Genomic DNA, 23,920 nt, shown 5'->3' with positions numbered 1-23,920 from the left:
AAGAAAATGAATCAAAACTGCATCGTAGTTACTGGCGCAAGCCGAGGCATCGGAGCCGCCATCGCCCATCAACTTGCGACGGGAGGCTACTACGTTGCCTGCCTTTCACGTTCTGGGTCTGCACCAAAACGAGAAGACGCGTCCAAGGAAGTCACCAGTCGCTGGATTCCTGTTAAGGCTGATGTCACAGACGCAACCAGTCTGCGCGAAGCCTTTGAGACCATCATCGGTAAAGGCTTTCGCATCACCGGTCTTGTGAACAACGCTGGTGTCCACTTGGAGGGCTCCTCAGCGGAGATCTCCGCGGATCATTGGCGCGAGGTTCTCGATACAAACGCAACTTCGGTCTTGACCACTTGTCAGGTCGCCTACCCCGCACTCCTGGCGTCCGGTGGCGGGCTCATCATCAATATCGGGTCATTCTTTGACAAGATGGGGGTCAAGCGCAACCTGGCCTATTGCGCGAGCAAAGCTGCGGTCGGTGCCATCACGCGCTGCTTGGCGGTGGAGTGGGCGAGCAAAGGCATTCGTGTCATCGACGTGGCTCCCGGCTACATCCAGACAGACTTGAACGTAGAAGCGTTGACCACGGGGCCGCTGCGCGCGTACCTGGAGAAGCGTATTCCCTCTGGAACTCCAGGGACTGCAGACGATGTGGCCTCCCTGGTGACAACGCTTTACAACGACGGCGGTCGGTTCTTGACCGGCGAAACAATCTATATCGACGGTGCGCAGGGCATCGCTCACTGAGGAGACATCAAGTTATGAACGTTTTAGAACGCCTCGACAAGAGCATCTCGCTGACCAGCGATGAGCGCATGCTGTTTGACAGCGTTCAATCGCTTGCCGCGAAGCAGATCGCCCCGCGTGCCGAGCATGCGGACCGTTCTTGTGAGTTCCCTTGGGAGAACGTTCGCGCTATCAATGAACTTGGGCTCAATGCCATGTTCATCCCTGAGGCGTACGGCGGAGCACAACTGTCTTACACAGCTTATCTGACCTGTGTGAGAGAGATCAGCAAGGCATGCGCCTCCACGGGGATTGTCTGGGCGACGAACTACCATGCGATGAAACCCCTAATCGATTGGGGCAGCGAGGAACAGAAATCGCGATTGCTGCCTCGGATCGCAGGAGGTGGCTTGGCCGCTTTGGCAATCACCGAACCTGGAGCAGGCTCCGACGCAACAGGCATGAAGACCACTTTCCGGGAGGATGGCGATGAGATCGTCATCAATGGAAGCAAGACCTTCATCACAAACGGCGATGTCGCTGACCTATTTCTTCTTTTTGGCAAGTGGGACGGTATTGCCGGAGCCAAGGAGAGCATCTCTGTCCTCATCCTCGAAAAGGGAACGCCTGGCTTGTCGGTGGTGCGGCTGGAAGAAAAAATGGGCACGCGCGCGTCCAGCACAGCGTCGCTTGCCTTCGACAATTGCCGCGTTCCACGCTCGAACCTTTTGCGCGAACCGGGCGACGGCTTAAAAATCCTATTTGCCTCGCTGAACAAGTCGCGTCCCAGTGTTGCAGCCCATGGTTTGGGCATAGCACGAGCGGCCTTCGAGGATGCGGTGAACTACATCAACGAGCGCAAGCAGTCCGGGAAACGCATTCTTGAGTTTCAAGGCATCCAGTTCCTCCTTGCCGATCTCGCGTCAGAACTCGTACTCATTGAAAGCTGGCTGTGGCAGCTTGCCGCACGTGTTGATGCGGGTGAGCAGGACTTTGGCATTGACGCCTCCATCCTCAAATATCGTGCCACGGACCTGGCCATGCGCATGGCGACAGAAGGTGTCCAACTTCTGGGTGGCTATGGCTACTGCAAAGACTACCGAATGGAGCGTCTCATGCGCGATGCCAAGATTACTCAGATATGGGAGGGCACCAACCAAGTTCACCGCCAGCTTGTTGGTCGCAGCTTCCTTCAACGTTGAAAGAAAACCCATGCAAAACATCAAAACCATTGGCATTGCGGGCGGCGGCACCATGGGTGCAGGCATCGCAATCGTATGTGCACGAGCAGGCTTCCGCACACGCCTTTTTGATCTCAAACAGGATGCCGTTGATCGGGCTCGTCAGCAGACCGAAGCCTTTCTACGGAAAAGTGTCGAGCGCGGCAAGCTTGAAGCTGACAAGCTTCCACAAATCATGGCCCAGTGGCAAGGCACCACAGACCTGGCCGATTTTTCTGATTGCGATCTGGTCATCGAGGCGGTCTTTGAAAGCCTGCCCGTCAAGCATGACTTGTTCAGCAAACTGGACAAGTTGTGTGCGCCCCACACCATCTTCGCAAGCAACACGTCAACCATCAGCATCACCGAGATTGCTGGCGGCTCCGGAAGACCGGACCGATTTGTTGGCATGCACTTTTGTCTTCCGGCGCAGCTGATGAAACTGGTTGAGATGTCGCCAGGCATGGCGACATCCGATGAAACCTTTGCAGCTGCGTGGGCTGTATGCGAAGCACTCGGTCAAAAGCCGGTGAAGACGCAAGACACGCCGGGTTTCGTGCTGAACTACTTCCTCATCCCATTCAACAACGACGCGATTCGCCTAGTTGAGCAAGGTGTGGCAACCCCTGCGGATATCGATCTCGCGATCAAAACGGCAATGGGATATGCCATGGGGCCCATGGAATTGCTTGACCTCGTTGGCATGGACACGCAAAAGCTCTTGTGTGAGGCGATGTACGGCATCACCAACGAGCCCCGTGCGGCCTGCCCACCTCTGGTCAAACGGATGATTGCTGCCAATCGTCTAGGAAAAAAATCCGGCCGTGGTTTCCACGACTATGCCGACAGCAAGATGTACGGAGCCTGAATTCATGAGCAAGTACCGCGTTTTCTGCGCCGGCGAGAGCCGTTCCTTTCCAGTCGCGCATCCGTTCCTGGAGCAAAGCGACTCTCAAGGCGCCTCACGTGTTTTTATCGGCAGCGATGCTGGCACCGCGTTGCGCGATGCTGGAGAGCTCGTTGCATGCCCTTTCGTGGCGATCGAGCTGGGCAACGAGTGCCTGGGGGAGTACACGGGCGAGTCCCGAGGACTCGAGGGCACCAATGTCGTCGGTTTCGCACGCTTCCGGCTCGGGACGGCAGATCCCACGCAGTTGATTGAACTCGTGCGTCAACCAGGCACACAGGAAACTGCTTTGCAGGCGGCCAAGTCCGCTTTTGAGAGCGCTGGCTTCAAGGTCGCAGTTTGTGGGGATTTCCCTGGTCGAATCATCAACCGCTTGATCAGGCCCTATTTCAACGCGGCGCTGCGTCGCTTGGATGAACGCCTTGCCAGCGCAGACGATCTTGACAAAACACTTTGCCTTGGCCTTGGCTACCCTGAGGGCCCCATTTCGTTGTTGGAACGGACCGGCCTGGCCGAACACCATGACGTTTCGCTTGCCCTCTACACCGCTCTTGGTCAGGAACCCTACGCTCCAGCAAGACGTGCCCAGGTAGCGAAGGCTCGTGCCGCGAGATAGTTCGTCCCCAAGGTCCGCCCCCCCAGCACATCCCGGGCTGCGTGCTGCGGGCCTCGCAGTTCGACCTGGCCGAGGGCCTGGCGCTCGCGCGCTAGGTGCAAGCGCTGCCCAAGCGGCTCACGGCCTGAGCCCGCCCCCCGGTTCTTTCAACCACCCGTTTCCTCCACAAATCCCCACCCAAAGACCCCCACCATCATGGCTTCCCTTGACAAAGTCCTCTACACCGCCCGCACCCACACCACAGGGGGCCGCGACGGCGCCTCGCGCTCCGACGACGGCCGCCTGGCTGTAACCCACACCCCGCCCGGCGCACCCGGCAACGGCACAAACCCCGAACAGCTGTTCGCCGCCGGTTACTCCGCCTGCTTCATTGGCGCCCTCAAGGCCGTGGGCGGGAGGTTGAAGTTGGCGGTGCCGGCTGATGTGGCGGTGGACGCCGAGGTGGACCTCGGCCCCGTGGGCCAGGCCTATGGCGTCGCCGCGCGCCTGACCGTGCACCTGCCCGGCATGGACCGCGCACAGGCCCAGGCGTTGGTGGACTCCGCGCACCAGGTCTGCCCCTATTCCAACGCGACCCGCGGCAACATCGACGTGACGATCACGCTCGCCTGAGCGCCGCTCCAGAAACAGAAAGCCCCGTCGGCGTGCTGCCGGCGGGGCTTTGTTTTGGGCTGCGGTATCGGTTTTGGTTTTCGACGGCGCCGAAGCGCCAGATCGTAAGCAATGGGGCGATGTGTTCCTGGTTTTTCTCGTCCATACTGCGCAGCAGCTGATTTTGGGAGGCTGTGGGATAATCACTGCAAGCTTGGTGGTTCGTTTCCACTAGTGTGCTGTCCCGTTAATTCGCAGGCACAAGAACTGCATGGGTTGAGGCATCCTTGGAGATGCCCTCATGCCCAATGCCCATACGCGGACCGAAATTGCGCTGACCGACGATGAGCGCGCCGAGCTGACATCGATGGCTCGATCACGCTCGCTGCCGGCGGCGCTGGCGCTGAGAGCGCGCATCGTGCTGGCGTGTGAGGGGCCCGGAAAGGCCAGCACAGACGTGGCACAGGCGCTAGGGATCAACCGTGGCACGGTGACGAGGTGGCGACTGCGATATGCGCGCGAGCGAATCACGGGGCTGTATGACGAACTTCGGCCTGGCCGCCCGCGCACGGTCGATGACGATCGCGTTGCCGGGCTGATCAACACGACGCTGCATACCAAGCCTGCGGATGGCTCGACGCACTGGAGCACTCGTGGTCTGGCGGCCGAGACCGGGATCAGCAAGACGACGGTGGCCCGCTACCTCCAGGCGTTCCAGCTCAAGCCGCATCGCGTTGAGAGCTTCAAGCTCTCAACAGATCCGCTGTTCATCGAAAAGCTGCGCGACGTGGTGGGTCTATACCTCAACCCGCCCGAGAACGCCTTGGTGCTGTGCGTCGACGAGAAGAGCCAATGCCAGGCGCTGGAGAGAACTCAGCCGATGCTGCCGATGGGATTCGGCTACGTTGAAGGTGTCACACACGACTATGTGCGACATGGCACGACGACACTGTTCGCGGCGTTGAATGTGCTCAATGGCTCCGTGCTGGCCAGTTGCAAGCCTCGCCATCGGCACCAGGAGTTCTTGGCGTTCCTGCGTGAGATCGACAAGGCGGTGCCGCCGGCACTGGACGTGCACTGCATCGTGGACAACTACGCCAGCCACAAGCACCCGAAGGTGCGCGCCTGGCTGGCGCAGCGGCCACGTTGGCACATGCACTTCGTCCCAACCTACTCGAGCTGGCTCAATCAGGTGGAGCGCTTCTTTGGGATCATCACCGACAAGGCGATACGCCGCGGATCGTTCAAAAGCGTCAAGGAACTGACGAACAAGATCGACACGTTCGTCAGTCACTACAACGAGGCCTGCAAACCGTTCGCGTGGACGGCTACCGCAGATTCCATCCTCGAAAAACTCTCCCGCCTATGCGGGCGAATTAACGGGACAGCACACTAGCCCATTCAATCAGTCCGGTGTACCCAGCGGTGTACCCAAAGAACAGATGAGATGGGAAAAGTGAGTATTGGCGTGGGTTCGAGGGCCTTTTTAGAACCAGGCTCCAGTCACTGAATCATGCGGCACAGGCTCGGCGCGCAAAGCGTCATCCGCAATGGCCTGAATGACCTCGCCTAGAGAAGGCCAGTACTTGAGGTCGAACTGCCCCCTGATGGCCTGCAGCTTCGCCTGCACCCAATTCCTGTAGCTGTAGTTGCCATGCGCAGCGGCGTGCAATGCATCCACCGGGTGATAAAGGGTATCGCAGGAAAACCCCGAGCCATTCTTCAAGTCAGTGCGCTCATTCAGCAGAGCTGCGAGTCCAACTGCCGCATCGACGATCTCGCGATTGACCTCGATCAGTCTGGCTCTGCCTGGGTCAATTTTCAGCAGCAATCAACAGCTTAGGCGCTCCGCAACTTCGCGTGCACCGAGGTCTCGCACTGCCGCAAGACTTTCGAGTTGCGCCGCCCGCGGACGTGCCTTGCCCTGTTCCCAGTGGTAGATCGTCTGCCCGGACACGCCAACCAACTGCCCATAACTCGCTGCGGAAAGTCCAAGCTTTGCGCGATGTGCCGCCAACCTGGTTGCGCTGAATCGGCGCTTCGTCCCCGTTGCTGCTTCATGGTCCGAATCGGGCACCGTGGCGGGGCGCGTCGCTCCCTTCGCAACACGGCGCAGTTCCTTCTCGAGCGCATTCACTTGGCGACGTAGCTCGGCAATCGACGCGCGATGCGTGACGGATGCCTTCTTGAGCGTTTCGATCTCGGCGCGCACTTCTTTGCGAGCAACGCGGGAGATCTCGGCTTTGAGGATCGAGGCGATGTTTGGCATGGACGCATTGTGCCGTCCCATTGCAGCGCTGATGCTTTCTGCGAGCCTGCGCATGAAAAGCGACAGCGGTCGGCATCGAGGCGGTTCCCTGAGCGGCTTTTTTCTCCCTGGCCTCTACCAGCGCCGAACCACTGTCGAGAGTCAGTGTGCGTGACCCAAGTGAAGTCAGAGTGAAGTCCGTGCAGGAGTTCTGTGAAACGATACTTGTCGTCTTGTTTCGTGCAACCGCTGTCCCCAACACAGCCTGCCAGACCAAGGAGCTCAATTGCTCGATATGCCGCCTTCATTTACTGGCTCGTCCACGCGAGCAGTCCGCAGTCTCTACGCAATCAGTTATCCCATTCTCGATACTCTGGAGTGTGCCATTGCGGCCCTCACAGTGCCCTATGCCGAGCGGATCGACCAGATTCAGCGAAAGTCAATTCCAGAAGTGACCGAACGACTAGGCGTGGCAGCCCGAACGCTGTCAGTGCGTGCTGGTGGAGTGGTCTCGTCGGGAAGCTTGAATCCCACCGAACGGGAAAGCATCCTCAAACGCTCAGACCGATCCAACGGTCGCTGAGTTGCCAGAGGCAGCCATCGAAATTGCCTTCTCCTGCAAACCGAGCCGGCGACGGTCACGCTTTTTCGACATCTAGGCGTATCAGTCGGTGGGACGAGAAATTCCCAACTCTCGGATGTGGCGATGGAGGGTTGCGCGCGACACGCCCATCGAGATTGCAGCTTCAGACACATTCCATCCACAGCGCTCCAGAACCGCTTCGATCGCAGCACGCCTGCCAGACGGACGAGTGTTTCGCGACACTCCTCTTTGCCCCAAAGGGGGAGGAAGATCGGCCAGATCGATCTTCCCGTCCGAGTCCATCGCAACGGCGAATCGCATGGCATGGTGGAGTTCACGTAAATTTCCGGGCCAATCGTGCGCGAGCAGCGCCTTCGCGGCGGCAGCCGTCAGCACGGGAGCCCGCCGTCCGACGCGTTGCGCGGCGCCAATCACGGCTCGCTCTATCAGTTGCTCGAGATCGTCGCGCTGCCGCAGCGCCGGCAAGCGCACGGTAGCCCCAGCCAGTCTGAAATAGAGATCTTCGCGAAAACGCCCTTCCCGCACCAGCTGCGCCACGTCGTGCAGGCTGGCCGCGATGAGGGCAAAGCGCACCTGCACCGGCCGCGTCGCTCCCACAGGCGTGAACTCACCATCTGACAGGACCTGCAGCAACCGGGTCTGCAATCCGAATGGCATGTCGCCGATTTCATCGAGGAACAAGGTGCCGCCGTTCGCCTCCAGCAACCGGCCTCGCGAGCCGTGTCGGGATGCGCCGGTGAAGGCACCGGGACGGTAGCCAAACAGTTCGCTTTCAATCAACTCCGCGCTGATCGCGGCACAGTTGATACCAACGAACTTGTCGGGCCTGCCGCCTGCATCGACATGCAATGCGCGCGCCAAGGCGCTCTTTCCTGTTCCGGTCTCTCCGTGCACGAACACCGGTACTTGGTGGGCCATGAGCCTGCGCGCCATCGACACCGCTTCGCCGACTGCCGGGTCGTCTCCAATGATCTCCTCCACCGCAGGCTGGCTGATGTCGAAGGTGCGATCGAGCTTCTCCGGCGCCGACACGGCCTGAAGCTGCCGTCTCGGCTGCTCCACGCGAAAGAAGTGCTGGCCGCTTGCAAGCTGGAGCACGAGATCCCTGCCATCGAAGGCCTTTTGCCACTGGTCCATTCCGCAGACATCGGACAAAGGGCGGCCGATCAACGGCGCTCCTGCGGGAAGGAGAATGCGCTGCGCCAACGGCGTGGCGTCGAGCACTCTGCCCGATGAATCGAGGGCGACGCGCGACTCGACAGCCGCATCGCAGAAGTCGCCATGCCTGGATACGCGAAGAATCGTCTGTCCCACATTGCGACGATCGAAATAGAGGTTCTCGATGCGTCGCGCCGACGCAATGACCACCTGGCGAACCACAGCCTGGGTCGCGCGGTCGGATGCCCGGAGCGTCGTGACATTCAACGCCGCGGCGAACTGGCCGCCGGCGCCGAAAACGGGCGCCACCGTACAGCTCACACTCGCCAGGCTCGAAGCAAAGTGATCCTGCATCACAACGGAGAGCGCCCTCTGCTCGCGGATGCACAGTGCGATTCCGTTCGTGCCTTGCATCTCCTCCGACCAGATCGAACCGGGCAAGACGCCCGCATTGCTACAGGCGTCCAGAACCAGTTCGGTCGAGCGGAAACCCAGAGCGACGCCCTGGGGATCGGTCAGCATCACGACATAGTCCTGTTCCGCCAGGAGCTCGAACAGGCGTTGAACTTCGCCCTGCGACAGCGACAGAAGATCGGCGATGGGCTCGCGATGGTCCTGGATTTCGACCGCTGTGAGAACACCAGGGCGACCCACCCTTTCCGGGTTGAGGCCATGGAGCGAAACACAGCGTTCTCTCGACGCGGCAACGCTCCAACGTTCCATCACTTCGTCCTGGATAGGGGCCAGCACTGCGGCAGCGCGCAGCACGTTCGAATGGGATGCTTTGTCCACAGCGCGTTGTCTCCTGCAGGGGGCCTGGAGCCGGCCCTTGTCGAAGGATTCTGCATCCTTTGCCCCCTGGTGTCACGCTGGCGGAACTGCGTGTCAGCCCCGCGCAGACGCCTTGCGCACCTTCGGCATCACGTCCTGTGCAAGCCTGCGCATGGTCTCCCATTCCCATTCGCGGTTGACGCCGGATCCGTCCATCGATGCCATCATCAGTCCATGGAATGGCCCCGTGCGTTCGCGGAACGCCACCAGCTTGTCCGCCACGGTGCCGGGAGATCCGTAGATCACCATGCTCTCGATGAGTTGCTCAACGGTCACGGCGTCGTCGGGCTGCTTGGGGTCGTCCTTCATGACAGCCGTGTAGTTCACGGACTTGAGAACACGCCACAAATAGTCGAAGTAGTAGTAGTTGCTGCCGGCCGGATCCATCACCCGCTCACGGGCTTCAGCATCACTGGCAGCAATGACGATGTTTCGGGCGACCCGCCAGTCATTCCCGGTGGGTTCGCGGCCCGCGGACTCGCACCCCTCGACATACTTTTTCCAGTGACTGGCAATCACATACTCCGGACAGAAGTTGGCGCTCATCGCGCCGAACCCGCGCGCTGCAGCCGTCTTCACGCTGTCGGAGAACGGCGACATCGCGGTCATCGAGATCTCGGGGTGCGGGAGCTGGTACGGCTTGGGCATGAAGCCCACGCCCAGCTCGGGGATGACCATGTCCTTCAGAGAGATCTTCCAGTGCTTTCCCTGGATATCGTAGGGCGGGTCCTGCGACCAGAGCTTGAGGATCGTGTCGATCGATTCCATCATGCGCTCGGTGCGATACGCACCATCGAGCACTTCGAACAACTCCATGTCGCTGGCCAGGCCACCGGGGCCGATGCCGAACATCAGGCGTCCTTTGCTCATGTGATCGAACTGTGCAATCTCTGCGGCCACCACGGCCGGATGGTGGTTCGGCAAGGCGATGACGCCCGTTCCGAAGCGGATGCGCTTGGTCTGGTGGATCAGTGACGCAAGGAAGATGAGGGGTGACGAGATCGGCTCCGTCGTGCAGGAAATATGCTCACCGATCCACACCTCGTCGAAGCCGATTTCATCGGCGTACACGATCTTCTCGGTAGTTTCCGTGAAGCTTTCCGACTTGGGCCGGGCGGGTGGATGCAGAGGCATGCCGAACAATCCGAGTTTCATGAAGTCTCCTTTTTTGCAGGGTTGAAAAGCGCAGCGGATGCCGCGCGGGGAACATGGAAAGACTCAGGCCACGGCTTGTTCCGCAGCGGCCTTGCAGCGGCTCGAAACGGCCACGCCCGCTCCGTCGAACCAGACGAGCGGGTCCGATTGGCCCTCTGCCAGTTGCACGGCCGTGACGCGACCGATGAACAAAGTGTGGGTCGCGTACTCGACGCGCTGGTCGACTTCGCAGGAGACCGCGGCAAGTGCCGAGGTCAGGCAAGGGAGCGAGTCGGAGCTGTCTTGCCAATCGCCGGTAACGAAGCGCTCGCCTCTGCGCGAACTCTGCGAGAACGCGCCCAGCAAGGGGTGATGAGCCCCCGCCAGCAGGTTCACGCAGAACCGCCCCTGTGCGCTGAGCGCAGGATGCAGCCCTGACGTGCGATTCACCGCCACCAGGATGGCCGGCGGGTCCATGGACACCGGAATGACGGCGGAAGCGGCCATCCCGTGAGGCTCGCCATTCGCATCGCGTGTGGTGATCAGGGTGACCGAGGACGCAACGCGACGCATGGCGTCTCGAAATGCGGTTGCGACATCGAGTGCGGCAGAGGAATCGGGGAGCGAGGACATGGCGGGAAGTCTCCTGAGTTGGTTTGGTGATGCGCTCCCAACGATCTCTGCAGATCGCATGCCCGAAGCGGATCTCAATCAAATCAAGGACTTAGTCGCGATGCGCCGTCCCGGCCGCGACACTTTGCGACACATCGGTGTCGCATCGGAAAGCCGAGCCAGTGCTTTCCTGTTGGCTTTTGAAGAAGCTCAGACGGCGCTAGGCGCCGACCTTCAAAGCCCTAGTCGGGCGCGCCTTCCCCATGCAGCCCGACGATCAGCGAGCGCAGCCACGTGATGGCCGGGTCCTTGTGAAAGCGACCATGCCAGAACAGGTTGATCGCAATCTCCGGCAGCTTGGCCGGGTGCCGGATGTAGGACAGGCCAAAGGGCCCCGCCAAAGCCTGGGCGAGCCGCTCAGGAACGGTTGCCACCAAGTCGGAGTCGTGAAGGATGTGGCCCACCGCCACATAGTGCGGAACGGTGAGGACCACCTTTCGCACCACCTTCTTCCGTCCAAGGATTTCGTCGGCGTTGCCGTGCCCCGTTCCCGCGGAGATCACGACGACGTGGTCGGCCGAGGAAAACTCACTCAATGAAACCGTCTTCTTGTCGAGGGGATGACCTCGCCTGAACATGCAGACGTACTGCTGCTTGAACAGCCGGCGCTGAAAGTAGCCCGCCTTGAGCTGCGGCAACAGACCGATCGCAAGGTTCACATGACCCGCTTCCATCTCATCCTGCAGATTCACGGCCGTGTTCCGAACAGTGCTGATTGACACATTCGGCGCAACACGTGCCACCTCCTTCATCAGCTTGGGCAGGAAGTAGATCTCGCCAATGTCCGTCATACCCACCGTGAAGGCGCGCTTCGAAGTCGACGGGTCGAATGACGCCTTCTGGTTGATGGCCGCGTGGATGACTTGCAATGCGCTCGCGGTGGGTCCTGCAAGCTGCTGCGCATACGGCGTCGGCTCCATGCCGTTTGGCGTTCGAAGGAACAACTGGTCATCGGTGAGCTTGCGCAGGCGAGCCAGCGCGTTACTCACGCCCGGCTGGGAAAGGCCGAGGCTGCTGGCCACCTTCGAGACGCGTCGATCGACTAGCAACTGATGGAAAACGACCAGAAGGTTGAGGTCGATGTCTTTGAGCTCCATGGCGCCTCACATTCGCAAAATCAATCTGAACTATTCCCCATATTCTATTGAGCGATGGCACTGGAATGGACATCATTGCTGCACCCACAAGACGCTGTCCCCCTGCGGCAGCACAGGAGACACAAAACATGGATGACACATCAGCCGTCTTCCCCCAGAAGATCCACTGGGAAAACCAGGGCACCAGCCGAATCCCCTTCATGGCCTACACCGAGGCTGATCAGCATCGGCAAGAGTTGGAACGCCTCTTCTATCGAAACCACTGGTGCTACGTCGGCCTCGAAGCCGAGATTCCAGAGATCGGGGACTTCAAGCGAACAGTCGTCGGCGAACGCTCCGTGATCATGGTGCGCGACGCCGAGGACTCCATCAGCGTCGTCGAGAACGTGTGCGCTCACCGAGGCATGCAGTTCTGCCGCGAGCGCCATGGAAACCGCAAGGCGGAGGGGTTCACCTGCCCTTATCACCAGTGGAACTACGCACTCACCGGCGACTTGCAAGGCGTGCCGTTTCGCCGGGGCGTCAAGCAGGACGGCAAGGTCAACGGTGGGATGCCAGTGGACTTCAAGCCCGCCGACCATGGCCTGAACAAACTCAAGGTCGCGACCCGCGGGGGTGTCGTCTTTGCATCCTTCGACCCCGACGTCGAATCGCTCGAAGACTTCATGGGGCCGGAGATCCTGGGTTATTTCGATCGGCTGTTCAACGGCCGAAAGCTGAAGATCCTCGGCTACAACCGCCAGCGCATTCCGGGCAACTGGAAGCTGATGCAGGAGAACATCAAGGACCCATACCACCCGGGCCTGCTGCACACCTGGTTCGTCACCTTCGGTCTCTGGCGTGCAGACAACAAGTCGGAGCTCAAGATGGATCGGCACCATCGGCATGCCGCCATGATCTCAACGCGCGGTGCGAGCGGCAAGGCCGACCAGGTCACCCAGGTGTCGAGCTTCAAGGAAAGCATGCAGCTCAACGACCCCCGCTTCCTCGACATCGTGCCGGAGCCTTGGTGGGGCGGACCGACGGCTGTGATGATGACGCTGTTCCCGAGCGTGATCTTTCAACAGCAGGTCAACAGCGTCTCTACGCGCCACATCCAACCGAGCGGCCCCGGTGCCTTCGATTTTGTTTGGACCCACTTCGGATTCGAGGACGATACCGAAGAAATGACGCAGCGCCGGCTGCGTCAGGCCAATCTCTTCGGACCCGCCGGATTCGTGTCCGCGGACGACGGTGAAGTGATCGAGTTGTCGCAAAAGGGTTTTGAGCAGAAGCCTTTTCATCGCACGCTCGCCGAGCTTGGCGGACGCGAGGTCGGCGACACGGATCACATGGTCACCGAGACCCTGATCCGGGGCATGTACGAGTACTGGCGCAAGGTGATGGAGGCTTAACATGGACTTCAAAGACTACTTCGAACTGTCCCAGCTCTACGCTAGCTACGCCCAGGCCGTCAGCTCCAGCCAATGGGAACTCTGGCCCGAATTCTTCACGGAAGACTGCATCTACAGGCTTCAGCCACGAGAGAACTACGACCGCGGCTTTCCGCTGGCGACGCTCTCGTTCGAGAGCAAGGGGATGCTCAAGGACCGTGTCTACGGGATTCGCGAAACCCTGTTTCACGACCCCTACTACCAGCGCCACATTGTCGGAACACCGGTTGTGCTGAAGGCCGAAGCCAATCGCTTCGAGTCGGAGGCCAACTACGCGGTGTTTCGCACCAAGCTCTCCGAGCTTTCGACGGTCTTCAGCGTCGGGCGCTACATCGACGTCGTCGTACGGACCGAACAGGGACTGAAATTCGCTTCGCGGCAGGTCATCTATGACAGCGAAATGATCCCGAACTCCGTCATCTACCCGTTGTGAGGCAACCCATGAGCGATCCTGATTTCCAATGGACCGACGCGACTCCGGTCGATGAAGTACCGGCAGACGATGTCGTGGGCATGCTCGTCGGCGGACGCGACATCGCCTTGTACAGCGTAGACGGTCAGATCTATGCGACCGACAACATCTGCACCCACGGACACGCCCGCCTGTGCGAGGGCTTTCTGGAGGGACACGAGATCGAGTGCCCTCTGCACCAAGGCAAGTTCGACGTGCGCAACGGCGCACCGACGTGCGCCCCTGTGACGGAAGCGATCCGCTCCTATCCGGTGAAGATCGAAGGCGGTCGGGTGTTTCTTTCACTGGGCTGATTCAGCTGCATGGCAATGCCCTTGCGGCGGCGTGAAGCGCCGCTGCAAGACGGCAGTTCGACAAGCGGAACACGAACGTCCGCTTCCCCTCGCGCCAAGAAGAATGGAGACATCAATGCGTCACATGGCGATGCTCGCGCACCGAGCGCAGACACACCGTTCCCCAGCGGCCCGGAGGCCCCATGAGTGATCGAACGATCGTGATCGTGGGCGGTGGTCAGGCCGGAGGATGGGCTGCGCAGACGCTGCGCAGCGACGGCTTCGATGGCCGGGTGGTGCTGATCGGCGACGAACCTCACCGCCCCTACGAAAGGCCGCCCCTGTCAAAGGCGGTGCTCGCAGGCGATGCGCATCCGGACACGACCTACCTGCAGAAATCGGAAGCGTTCGATGCGCTGAACCTCGACTGGCGCCCCGATGTCAGCGCAACGCGCATCGACAGGACCGCGAAACGACTGCATCTGAGCCACGGCGAGCCGATTCACTACGACAGCTTGATCCTCTGCACCGGAGGACGGGCGCGCCGTTTGGGCATCCCGGGTTCCGATCTGCCTGGCATCTTCACCCTGCGCAGCATCGGCGATGCGGCGGCGCTCGGAGCGGCGCTCGTCGCCGGAAAGCGGCTGCTTGTGGTGGGCGGAGGATGGATCGGACTGGAAGTCGCGGCAACCGCCCGAAAGAAGGGCCTGGACGTCATCGTCGTCGAAGCCATGGACCGGCTGTGCGAGCGCACAGTGCCTGCGGAGATTTCCAGTTATCTGCTGCGGCTTCACACCGCGCATGGCGTTCAGGTCGAGTTGGGTGCGGGGATCGAGCAGTTGGCCCAAGGGCCGGGCGAAGACCTGACGGCAACCCTCAGCGACGGACGGGAGCTGGCTTGCGACGTGGTTCTCTTCGGCGTTGGATTGATCGCGAACGATGAACTCGCACGCGAAGCGGGTCTGGCATGTGAAGGCGGCGTCCTGGTCGATTCCCAGTGCCGGACCTCGGATCCGGACATCCTTGCCGCTGGCGACGTCGCGGTCTGGCACTGCGACTGGGCTGCCCGGCGCATGCGACTGGAGTCCTGGCAGAACGCCCAGGAGCAAGGGATCGCGGCCGCGCGCGCCGCGCTGGGAGCCGCGGTGAACCATCAGCCGCTGCCGTGGTTCTGGTCCGACCAATACGACGTCAATCTGCAGATATTCGGCGTTCCGACGCCCAGGCACCAGGTGGTCGTACGCGGCGACGTGGGCTCCAACAGCTTTGTCATGTTCTTTCTTGAGGCAGACAGAGTTGCCGCTGCGCTCGGGCCGAACGCGGCACGCGACCTGCGCTTTGCGCGACGCCTGATCGAGCGCCGCACAAGCGTCGATCCCCAACAACTCGCCAACCTCCAGGTCCCTCTTTCCAAGCTCTGAAGGTCGAAAACGACCGGACGGATTTTCACCTTCTACAGACCTAAATCATGACCCCCACCTATCTCTGGAATCCCCCTGCCGTTCCTTCGCTGCCGGTGCGCGGCACCTCGCAGCGCCTGCCCATCAACCGGCTTTTCTTCGTGGGCCGCAACTACCACGCGCATGCGGTGGAGATGGGACGACCCGTCGACAAGACCATCGAAGTCCCGTTCTATTTCACGAAGAGCCCCTCGACGTTGGTCGAGTCGGGTGTGACCGTCGCCTATCCGCCCGAAACCAAGAACTACCACCATGAGATGGAGTTGGTGCTGGTGGTCGGAGCGCCTGGCTTCCGTGTCAATCGCGACGACGCCCACAAGTTGATCTATGGGTATGCCTGCGGTCTGGACATGACGCGACGGGACCTCCAGCTGGTCGCCCGCGACAAAGGTCGGCCATGGGATCTCGGCAAGGACGTGGAGCAATCGTCGGTCGTATCCGAAGTGGTGCCGATGGCCGGCAAGGTGATCGACCAGGGCGCCCTGAGGCTCAGCGTGAACGGCCAGGAGCGGCAGAGCTCCGACCTTTCGAAGCTGATCTGGAACATCCCCGAGCTGATCGAGGATCTCTCGAAGTTCTACCACCTCGAGCCGGGAGACCTGATCTTCACGGGAACACCCGAAGGCGTCGGTGCATTGCAGCCGGGCGATCGCGTCGAAGGCAGCGTTGCCGGCGTCGGAGAGATCGCCCTCACGGTCGGCCCGGCCGAATGATGCAACAACGCTCCCCAGAGCACCGCTGAACAGCCAAGCTGCGGGCGTGCACCAGTCGCGCTCGCAGCCCCGCAAAGGAACCGCCGATGACCGCCGATACCGTCCCCTCCCCTGTGCACCTGAAGGCCGTCGCCGGCCCGTCCCAGCCCGACCCCAGTCCGGCGCTCGAGCAGCTTTACCGAGGCTTCGAGCGCGAGTTGCTGGTTCCTCTCTGGACGGAGATCGGCGACCTGATGCCCCGCCAGCCACGCAGCAAGGCCGCCCCGCATCTCTGGCGGTGGGACCGCCTTGTGGAGCTCGCCGCCGAAGCCGGACGCATCGTGCCGGTCGGCCGCGGCGGGGAACGCCGCGCGATTGCGCTGGCCAATCCGGCGCTCGGCGGCAGGCCGTTCGCCACACCCACGCTGTGGGCTGCGATCCAGTACCTCATGCCGGGCGAAAACGCCCCGGAACACCGGCATACGCAGCATGCCTTCCGTTTCGTGGTCGAAGGCGAAGGCGTATGGACCGTGGTCAATGGCGATCCGGTCCGAATGTCGCGTGGCGATTTCCTGCCGCAGGCCGGCTGGAACTGGCACTCGCACCACAACGCAGCCAGCGCACCGATGGCCTGGATCGACGGGCTGGACATTCCGTTCTCCTACTACACCGAGTCGCAGTTCTTCGAGTTCGGACGCGAACGCGTCAGCACGGCCGAGCAGTCGACGCCCGAGCGTTCGCGATCGGAGCACTTGTGGGGACACCCTGGTTTGCGCCCGCTGTCGCAGCCCGAGTCCCCGGTGGCCACGCCCTTGCTCGCTTACCGTTGGGTCGACACGGACAAGGCGCTCGCAGACCAGCTGATCCTGGAAGCCGAGGGCCATGCAGCCACGCTCAGCCCGGGTCATGCGGCCGTTCGCTTCACCAACCCGAGCAACGGGCGCGATGTGCTGCCCACGATCCGTACGGAGATGCACCGCATCCGAAGCGGTGCCAGCACCCTTTCGCGGCGCGAGGTGGGCTCGTCCGTGTACCAGGTGTTCGACGGCAGCGGCAAGGTGAAGGTCGGTGACCACGCTTGGACGGTCAGGCGTGGGGACATGTTCGTTGTGCCGTCGTGGCAGGCGTTTTCGGCCCACTGCGACGAGACCTGCCCCGGATCGCTCGACCTGTTCCGCTTCAGCGACGCACCGATTCTCGAAGCGCTCCACGCGCACAGAGCCGCCTCGGCCGAGCAAGAGTGACGCGAATGCCCCGGCCATTCCCCCGCGGGCGGACGCAGGGATAGCCCGGCTTGCCAGCCGTGCCGGCCGGGGGACACTCGCGTGAGAAACACACGGCCAGAAGATTGACCACGCAGCTGTCGATGAACTCCCCCGGAACATCGTTGTTCTTCAACTCCAGGATCGAGCGTCTTGCGCTCGCGCGTCGGCGCTACTTCGAAGAAGGACTGCTGCCCTCGGGGATCGTGAGCGACGCTGTGTATCAGTCGTGGGCGCGGTGCCAGCGCCTGCATGACGGTCCTGGCGCGAAGGTCTCCTTTCAGCCGGTCTCGACGAGCCGGGCACATCTGGCGCTTCAGAAGAATCGCGATCTCGTCCACGCCTGGCTCGAAGAACTCCCGCAACTGCAGTCGGTACTGGGTGCGACCTCTTGCGCGGCCATGCTGACCGATGCAACGGGCGTACTCATCGGAGCCACGTGTGTGGGCCGCTCGCACGAACGCATCATGCCGATCGCGACCCGCACGGGCGTGAACCTCTGCGAGGAAGCGGTGGGCACGACCGCACCCGGCGTGGCCGCGCGCACGGGTCGCGCGGTATCGGTCGACGGCGCGGAGCACTTCTTCGACGAGGTCAAGGCGATGCATTGCGCCGCAGCGCCTATTCACGACACCCGCGGCCGGCTGGTTGGCGTGCTCGACATATCGAGCGAGGCCATTCCGTTCAGCTTCGATGCAACCTCCGTTGTCGGGCTGTATGCCGCGGCCATCGAGAACCGGCTCTTCATCTCGCAGTCCGACCAGCATCTCGTAGTGCGATTTCAAGTGGATGCAATGCTGCTCGATTCGAGATTTGTCGCGCTGGTCGGTATCGACATCAACGGCCAGCTCGCCTGGATGAACGGTGCGGCAGCCCGCCTACTAGGGTTGCCGCCAGCCGAGCGCGGCGCGAATACCTCGTCCGTGGAAGAGGCCATGGGCGCCAGCATCGCGCAACTGGCTTCACTGCCCCGATCGGGCTCGGCGCCATTGCAACTGGCGAATGGACTGATGGTCTGGGCCCGCGGCGAGATGCGCGCCGCCGATGGTCACCGTGGCCTTGTCCCGGGGGTCGATGAGTTCGGGAAACGTGACCCCACTCCTGCACCAGCAGTGACTTCCCCCTGCGCCCTGGCCGCGCCAAGCGACGAAGAGACCACTGCCGAGCTTGCGACCGCGAGCGCAATCGAAGAGCCGGACGTCGCCTCCGCGCCGCCCGGACCTGAAGCGCCTCGCGATGCCAGCGAGCCATCGGTCAGGCTTCGCGAATGCGGCAACGATCTCATCGATCGAACCTTGGAAACCTACGGCGGCAACGTCACCAAGGCGGCCGAGAAACTCGGCGTTTCGCGCGGGTTGATCTATCGACGACTGCGCAATCGCGCGCAGGCCAGGCGCTAGCTTCGCATCGCCCACCGTTCCGAAACGGAACACCCGTATCGGGTCGGGTTTTCCCGATGCTTCGGCCACCGTATCCGGTGACTTACCTTCCCCCTGCGATACGACTTCGGCCTTCGTCCGGAGCGTTATCCAACGAGCATTTTTCTCCCAACCCGAGGTGGATACGCCATGCGACTCTCTCTGCATCCCCAGAACGAAAAAGACAACGACGACAAGCTGGACCGATTGGAACGTGCATTGATCGCCGGACGGCTCGACCGACGAGGCTTCCTGCGAGCAGCCGCCGCAGCAGGCATTGCCGCGACGAGTCTGCCTTCGCTCGCCGACGAGTTGGATGCCGCGCGAGCCAACCAGGCCGAGCGAACCGCCTCGCTGCTGCCCGCTTACGACTACATCGTTGTCGGGACCGGCAGCGCCGGCTCCGCACTCGTCGGCCGGCTGGCGGCAAAGACAAGCGCGAACATCCTTGTGATCGAAGCGGGCGATTGGGATGCCGCGCCCTCCGTCATGGACCCGCGGCTGTGGTTCACCAACCTGGGGACCGAACTCGACTGGAAGGACGTCGCCCTGCCATCCCCCAGCACGAACGGCCGGGCCATTCCCGAGCACATGGGCAAGGTGGTTGGCGGCGGCAGCAGCATCAACGCCACCATCTGGGCGCGCCCCTTTCGAAACAACCTCGAACACTGGGCTCGAGAGAGCGGCGATGCCGCCTGGGGCTATGAGCACTGCCTCGGCATTTACCGCCGCATGGAGAACTGGCAAGGCAAGGCCGACAGCCACTACCGCGGCAAAGGCGGCCCGGTGTGGGTCCAGCCGGCATTCGATCCGCCACCCGTCGCGCTGGGCATGCTGGCGGCATGCCGCTCGCTTGGCATGCCCATGCTCGATGACCTGAACGGCGCCCGGGAAATTGGTGCTGGCGGCTTTGCGCTGATGAACCAGATCATCCGGGATGGCCGTCGGCAAAGCATGGCGCGCTCGTACCTCTACCCCGTCCTCGGGCGGAAGAACGTCACGGTCCTCGTCAAGACGCACGTCAACCGCCTGACGTTCAGCGGCACCCGCGTCACGGGAGTGGAACTGACCCGCGACGACGCAGCGCCTGTTCGCATCCAGGCGAGGTCCGAAGTCATCCTGAGTTCCGGAGGCATCAACACGCCAAAGCTCCTCATGCTCAGCGGCATCGGCGACGAAGCGCAGTTGCGCGCACACGGCATCCAGACCGTGGCGCATTCGCCGGATGTGGGGCAGAACTTCCACGACCACCTGCTGCATGGCGGCTGCATCTGGGAGCCGAAGGAGCAGGTTCCCCATCGCAACAGCGCCGCCAACGTATCGGGCTTCCTGAAGAGTCACGCTGGCCTGAACACGCCGGACTTGAATCTCGTGCAGATCGAGTTGCCCTATGCCAGCGACGTCGTCGGAAAGCAGTTCTCTCCGCCGCCAAGCAGCTGGGCGCTGTGCGCGGGCCTCGTGGCCCCCAAGAGCCGCGGCGAGATCCGGCTTCGCTCGGCAAATCCGGCGGACCGTCCGATCGTCGACGCACGCTTTCTCAGCCACCCCGACGACGTCAAGGCGCTGGCGCATGGCATCGAGGTGTGCAGGGAGATCGGCAATTCGGCGGCCATGCGCGATTTCGTGAAACGCGAAGTCGCACCGGGCGAGAAGCTGTCGGGCAAGGCGATGGAAGACTTCGTGCGCAACGGCGCAACGACCTACTTCCATCAGGTCGGCACCTGCCGCATGGGCAAGGATGCGACAGCCGTGGTCGATGCCAGATTGCGCGTGAACGGCGTGCAGAACCTGCGAATCGCGGACAGCTCGATCATGCCAACCATCCCGGCGGTCGCAACCATGGCGACTTGCGCGCTCATCGGCGAACGCATGGCGGAGCTCCTGCGCCCGAAAGCCTGAACACCCGCTCCCCCGCCGCTCTCACTCATCCCGTTTTATTCAACACTCCATCGACGGAGCACTCTCATGCAAACAGAACTGATCATCGACAACCAGAAGCGCGCTGCCCACGGAAATGCCATCTTCGAGCGCCGGCATCCGACCAGTGGCGACATCGTCACCCGCGCTGCCGCGGGGGACGTGGCCGATGCCATCGCGGCGGCTGACTCGGCCAGCATCGCGTTTCAATCGTGGCGGCACAGTTCGCCGTCGGAGCGTCGCCGCATCCTGCTGAAGGCGGCCGACGCGCTGGAAGCGCGGATGCCGGATTTCATCGAAGCCATGGCGGCCGAAGTCGGCGCCGCCGCACTCTGGGCAGGATTCAACGTCGTCCTGGCTGCAACCGCATTTCGCGAGGCCGCATCGATGACCACGCAGATCCAGGGCGAGACCATCCCGACCGACAAGCCCGGCGCGTTGTCGATGACCGTTCGCCAGCCCGTGGGCGTGATCCTGAGCATCGTGCCGTGGAACGGTCCGGTGGTGCTGGCCGCCCGGGCCATCGCCTACCCGCTGATGTGCGGCAACACCGTGGTGTTCCGGGCATCCGAAGCCAGCCCGCGCACTCACATGCTGGTGGCAGAGGCGCTAGTCGATGCAGGGCTCCCGCCTGGCGTGCTCAACTTCCTGACCAATGCGCCCCAGGACGCACCGGAGGTGATCGATGCGCTGATTGCCCACAAGGCCGTGCGGCGCGTCAACTTCACCGGTTCGACGCGTGTCGGCCGCATCATTGCGCAAAAGGCCGCCGTGCATCTGAAGCGCTGCCTGCTGGAGCTCGGCGGAAAGTCGCCGCTGGTGGTCCTGAAGGACGCGAACATCGACGATGCGGTGAACGCAGCCGTGTTCGGATCGTTCCTCTATCAAGGCCAGATCTGCATGTCCACCGAGCGAATCGTCGTCGATGAATCGATTGCCGATGAATTTGTCGCGAAGTTCGCCGCACGCGCGAAGGAACTGCCTGCGGGCGACCCGATGAAGAACCCGCAATGCGTGATCGGCCCCATGGTGTCCAAAGACTCCGGCCCGCGACTCAATTCGCTGCTCGAGGACGCTCTCGCCAAAGGTGCAAAGCTGGCGTGCGGCGGACGTGCCGAAGGTGCGTCGATGCCGGCGACCATCGTCGATCACGTCACCCGCGACATGAAGATCTACGACGAGGAAACCTTCGGGCCGGTCACGACCATCGTTCGCGTCAACGGCGACCAGGAGGCCGCGACCGTGGCCAACGACACGGCCTACGGGCTCTCCGCGGCCGTCTTCTGCAAGGACGTCATGCGTGCCCTGAATGTTGCGATGCAGATCGACACCGGGGCGTGCCACGTGAACGGAGCGACGGTGCAGAACGAAGCACAGGCGCCCTACGGCGGAACCAAGCACAGCGGCTATGGCCGCTTCGACGGGCGCGCGGTCATCGATGAATTCACCGAGCTGAAGTGGATCACCATCGAGCCGTCCGGACAGCAGTATCCGATCTGAGGTTCATGCAAGGCATGATGGGTGCTCCCAGCCGTCATCGCTGACCAATGGCCTGCTCAAGCCACCTGTTTCACGGGTCGTCGAACTCCCCATTCGATGGCCACGAGCAGGAGGCAGAGCAGGCCCAGCGCGGAGATGCCCCAGAAATAGTCCGTCGTCGCCATGAAGGTCGATTGCACAGCCACCTGCTGCTGCAGGTAGCCCAGCGCGCGTTGCGCCGCAAGAAGCGGTGCATCCGTGGTGGCAAAACGGGTGGTGAGCTGCGCAAGCATTTCATCCACTCCGGGCCGCCCTCGCGCGATGTCCTGAGCAAGCTGGTCGTAATGCCAGGCGGTGCGCCACTGCGTCACCAGCGTGGCCAGCGCAATGCCTGCGGCCGTGCCGAACTGACCCAACATGTTCTTGACCTGGTTGGCAGTCGAAAAGACAGCCTCGTCGTGCTGAACGTTGCGGTAGGTCTGCACCGCCGTCGTCGCGAGCACGAGGATCACGAACATGCCATGCAACATGAGGACTGGTGCGATGTGCAGCCATGGGTGCACCTGCGGTGTCAGACGCGCCAGCAATGTGCCGTAGAGCGCGAGGCACGTGAAACCCAGTGCGTAGAAGGGCGTCGACAGCGCATGGCGCTTCATCAGGCGAGCCATGAAGAACCAAGTGACGACACCTGTTGCAGCTCCCGTGGCGAGCAGCGACCCCACGGTCTGCAGCGGCAGGCCCAGGCCCTGCCTGATGAGAAGCGGAACGACATAGTTATCGCCGGCCATGACCATGTACGCGACGGTGAACGCCGCTACTCCCAGCAAGTAGCGACCGTGCCCCAGCCGCGCAAGTTGAAGCGGCGCCCGGTGCCGCCGCCGCTCCATCAATGCGTAGAGCGCGAGCAGGGCGATGGCCAGCAGGCTCCATGCCAGGATCGTCGAGCGATCGGGGAACCAGTCATAGCTGGACCGCTGCAGCGCGTGAAGCAGCGCGAAGGTACCGAGCATCAGAAGAAGCAGGCCGGTCGGATGTGCTTCGGAGCGGAGTTCGGCCGGCGCCGACTCCTCGGGCAGCACCACGGTAGCGAGGGCGGCCATCGCCACCGCCGGCACGCCCAGTATCCAGAACGCATACCGCCATGACCCGTGATCGAGCGCCATGACGGCAACCAGGGGCCCAAGCACACTGCCCGCAACAAGACCGTAAGCGAAAAACCTCACGCCGTCGAAGCGCCGCGCAGACGGGGGGATGTGATTAACGATGACCCTTGCCACCGTCACGAACGTCGCGCCGCCTGCAGCCATCAACACCCGCCCGACGACGAACTGCACCATGGAGCGGCCGGTCGAACTGACCAGCAGACCCGCGACGAAGATCGCAATGGAGACCTGCGTGAACAGCCGCCAGCCCAGGCGCTCGACAAGCCAACGCTGCTTATAGATCGCACCGACAGCCACCAGCGCATACATGGTTGCGGCAAGACTGAACTCCTCGGGACTCGCACCCAGATCCCCGATGATCGCGGCGGCGTTGATCGCCACGATGGTGCTTTGAAGGAAGTCCGTCGTTGTGAGACAGAAGACCAGCATGAGCAGCAGGGCATGGCGCGAGAGAAGCCCCTGGGCGCCTCGAATAGTGGAACTCGTCGATTGCTTCATCGCTGGGAGAGCGCCGCATGGTCGACAGCGCGTAGAATATAAATTTA

General features: G+C 62.2%; 22 protein-coding genes. 15 read left to right on the top strand and 7 right to left on the bottom strand.

From position 1 onward, the window contains the following. The first annotated feature begins 6 nt into the window (after positions 1-6). From BM004_RS27625 to BM004_RS27600, 6 genes are all read left to right on the top strand, one after another. Positions 7-750: an SDR family NAD(P)-dependent oxidoreductase gene (locus BM004_RS27625; RefSeq protein WP_093218288.1), complete on the top strand. Its 744-nt coding sequence runs from the start codon at positions 7-9 to the stop codon at positions 748-750. Between the two features lie 14 nt (positions 751-764). Further along, positions 765-1,931, top strand: a complete 1,167-nt coding sequence (locus tag BM004_RS27620; RefSeq protein ID WP_093218286.1) for an acyl-CoA dehydrogenase family protein — start codon at positions 765-767, stop codon at positions 1,929-1,931. A 10-nt stretch (positions 1,932-1,941) separates the two neighbouring features. Continuing rightward, positions 1,942-2,817 carry a 3-hydroxyacyl-CoA dehydrogenase family protein gene (locus BM004_RS27615; RefSeq protein ID WP_093218285.1) on the top strand — a complete coding sequence of 292 codons (876 nt, stop codon included), beginning with the start codon at positions 1,942-1,944 and terminating at the stop codon, positions 2,815-2,817. A 4-nt stretch (positions 2,818-2,821) separates the two neighbouring features. After that, positions 2,822-3,472 (top strand): 3-hydroxyacyl-CoA dehydrogenase family protein, encoded by a 651-nt coding sequence (locus tag BM004_RS27610; protein ID WP_093218283.1) that lies wholly within the window; start codon positions 2,822-2,824, stop codon positions 3,470-3,472. Positions 3,473-3,667: 195 nt separating this feature from the next. Continuing rightward, positions 3,668-4,084 carry an organic hydroperoxide resistance protein gene (locus BM004_RS27605; RefSeq protein WP_093218282.1) on the top strand — a complete coding sequence of 139 codons (417 nt, stop codon included), beginning with the start codon at positions 3,668-3,670 and terminating at the stop codon, positions 4,082-4,084. A gap of 346 nt (positions 4,085-4,430) precedes the next feature. Continuing rightward, entirely contained in the window at positions 4,431-5,459 is a 1,029-nt protein-coding gene (locus tag BM004_RS27600; protein ID WP_371270833.1) for an IS630 family transposase, read from the top strand. Positions 5,460-5,549: 90 nt separating this feature from the next. On the opposite strand, the gene BM004_RS27595 is transcribed toward BM004_RS27600, so the two are convergent. The 6 genes from BM004_RS27595 to BM004_RS27570 all read right to left on the bottom strand — a co-directional run bounded on the left by BM004_RS27595 (position 5,550) and on the right by BM004_RS27570 (position 11,807). Then, positions 5,550-5,894 (bottom strand): hypothetical protein, encoded by a 345-nt coding sequence (locus BM004_RS27595; protein WP_093218279.1) that lies wholly within the window; start codon positions 5,892-5,894, stop codon positions 5,550-5,552. After that, positions 5,895-6,332 carry a helix-turn-helix domain-containing protein gene (locus BM004_RS27590; protein WP_093218434.1) on the bottom strand — a complete coding sequence of 146 codons (438 nt, stop codon included), beginning with the start codon at positions 6,330-6,332 and terminating at the stop codon, positions 5,895-5,897. A gap of 643 nt (positions 6,333-6,975) precedes the next feature. Then, positions 6,976-8,865, bottom strand: coding sequence for a sigma-54-dependent Fis family transcriptional regulator (locus BM004_RS27585; protein ID WP_143072538.1), 1,890 nt, complete (start codon positions 8,863-8,865; stop codon positions 6,976-6,978). Positions 8,866-8,958: 93 nt separating this feature from the next. Further along, positions 8,959-10,059: an LLM class flavin-dependent oxidoreductase gene (locus BM004_RS27580; protein ID WP_021005395.1), complete on the bottom strand. Its 1,101-nt coding sequence runs from the start codon at positions 10,057-10,059 to the stop codon at positions 8,959-8,961. 63 nt (positions 10,060-10,122) lie between these two features. Then, positions 10,123-10,671, bottom strand: a complete 549-nt coding sequence (locus tag BM004_RS27575; RefSeq protein ID WP_021005394.1) for a flavin reductase family protein — start codon at positions 10,669-10,671, stop codon at positions 10,123-10,125. Between the two features lie 221 nt (positions 10,672-10,892). Continuing rightward, entirely contained in the window at positions 10,893-11,807 is a 915-nt protein-coding gene (locus BM004_RS27570; RefSeq protein ID WP_093056015.1) for a LysR family transcriptional regulator, read from the bottom strand. A 128-nt stretch (positions 11,808-11,935) separates the two neighbouring features. On the opposite strand from BM004_RS27570, the gene BM004_RS27565 reads away from it, so the two are divergent. From BM004_RS27565 to BM004_RS27525, 9 genes are all read left to right on the top strand, one after another. Beyond that, on the top strand, positions 11,936-13,201 hold the full coding sequence (locus BM004_RS27565; protein ID WP_093218277.1) for an aromatic ring-hydroxylating dioxygenase subunit alpha: 1,266 nt from the start codon (positions 11,936-11,938) through the stop codon (positions 13,199-13,201). Between the two features lies 1 nt (position 13,202). Continuing rightward, complete coding sequence (locus BM004_RS27560; protein WP_021005391.1) at positions 13,203-13,673, top strand: aromatic-ring-hydroxylating dioxygenase subunit beta; 471 nt, start codon at positions 13,203-13,205, stop codon at positions 13,671-13,673. An 8-nt stretch (positions 13,674-13,681) separates the two neighbouring features. Next, positions 13,682-14,005: a non-heme iron oxygenase ferredoxin subunit gene (locus BM004_RS27555; protein ID WP_021005390.1), complete on the top strand. Its 324-nt coding sequence runs from the start codon at positions 13,682-13,684 to the stop codon at positions 14,003-14,005. A gap of 182 nt (positions 14,006-14,187) precedes the next feature. Next, positions 14,188-15,405, top strand: a complete 1,218-nt coding sequence (locus tag BM004_RS27550) for an NAD(P)/FAD-dependent oxidoreductase (RefSeq protein ID WP_093218275.1) — start codon at positions 14,188-14,190, stop codon at positions 15,403-15,405. A gap of 47 nt (positions 15,406-15,452) precedes the next feature. Then, the gene (locus BM004_RS27545; protein ID WP_021005388.1) at positions 15,453-16,157 is read left to right on the top strand and encodes a fumarylacetoacetate hydrolase family protein; all 705 of its coding nucleotides are present in this window, start codon (positions 15,453-15,455) and stop codon (positions 16,155-16,157) included. A gap of 86 nt (positions 16,158-16,243) precedes the next feature. After that, the gene (locus tag BM004_RS27540) at positions 16,244-17,380 is read left to right on the top strand and encodes a cupin domain-containing protein (protein ID WP_021005387.1); all 1,137 of its coding nucleotides are present in this window, start codon (positions 16,244-16,246) and stop codon (positions 17,378-17,380) included. A 104-nt stretch (positions 17,381-17,484) separates the two neighbouring features. After that, positions 17,485-18,798, top strand: a complete 1,314-nt coding sequence (locus tag BM004_RS27535; RefSeq protein ID WP_143072539.1) for a GAF domain-containing protein — start codon at positions 17,485-17,487, stop codon at positions 18,796-18,798. Positions 18,799-18,966: 168 nt separating this feature from the next. Further along, a complete protein-coding gene (locus BM004_RS27530) occupies positions 18,967-20,715 on the top strand; it encodes a GMC family oxidoreductase (protein WP_093125818.1) in 1,749 nt (582 codons plus the stop codon). 66 nt (positions 20,716-20,781) lie between these two features. After that, positions 20,782-22,233: an aldehyde dehydrogenase gene (locus BM004_RS27525; RefSeq protein WP_093125821.1), complete on the top strand. Its 1,452-nt coding sequence runs from the start codon at positions 20,782-20,784 to the stop codon at positions 22,231-22,233. Positions 22,234-22,289: 56 nt separating this feature from the next. Here BM004_RS27525 and BM004_RS27520 read toward each other — a convergent pair whose 3' ends face one another. Beyond that, positions 22,290-23,873 carry an MFS transporter gene (locus tag BM004_RS27520; RefSeq protein WP_093218274.1) on the bottom strand — a complete coding sequence of 528 codons (1,584 nt, stop codon included), beginning with the start codon at positions 23,871-23,873 and terminating at the stop codon, positions 22,290-22,292. Positions 23,874-23,920 lie beyond the last annotated feature (47 nt).

The sequence above is a fragment of the Variovorax sp. OK212 genome (genome assembly GCF_900112425.1).
GTDB lineage: Bacteria > Pseudomonadota > Gammaproteobacteria > Burkholderiales > Burkholderiaceae_C > Variovorax.
This window is presented reverse-complemented; position numbering and strand designations above follow the sequence as displayed.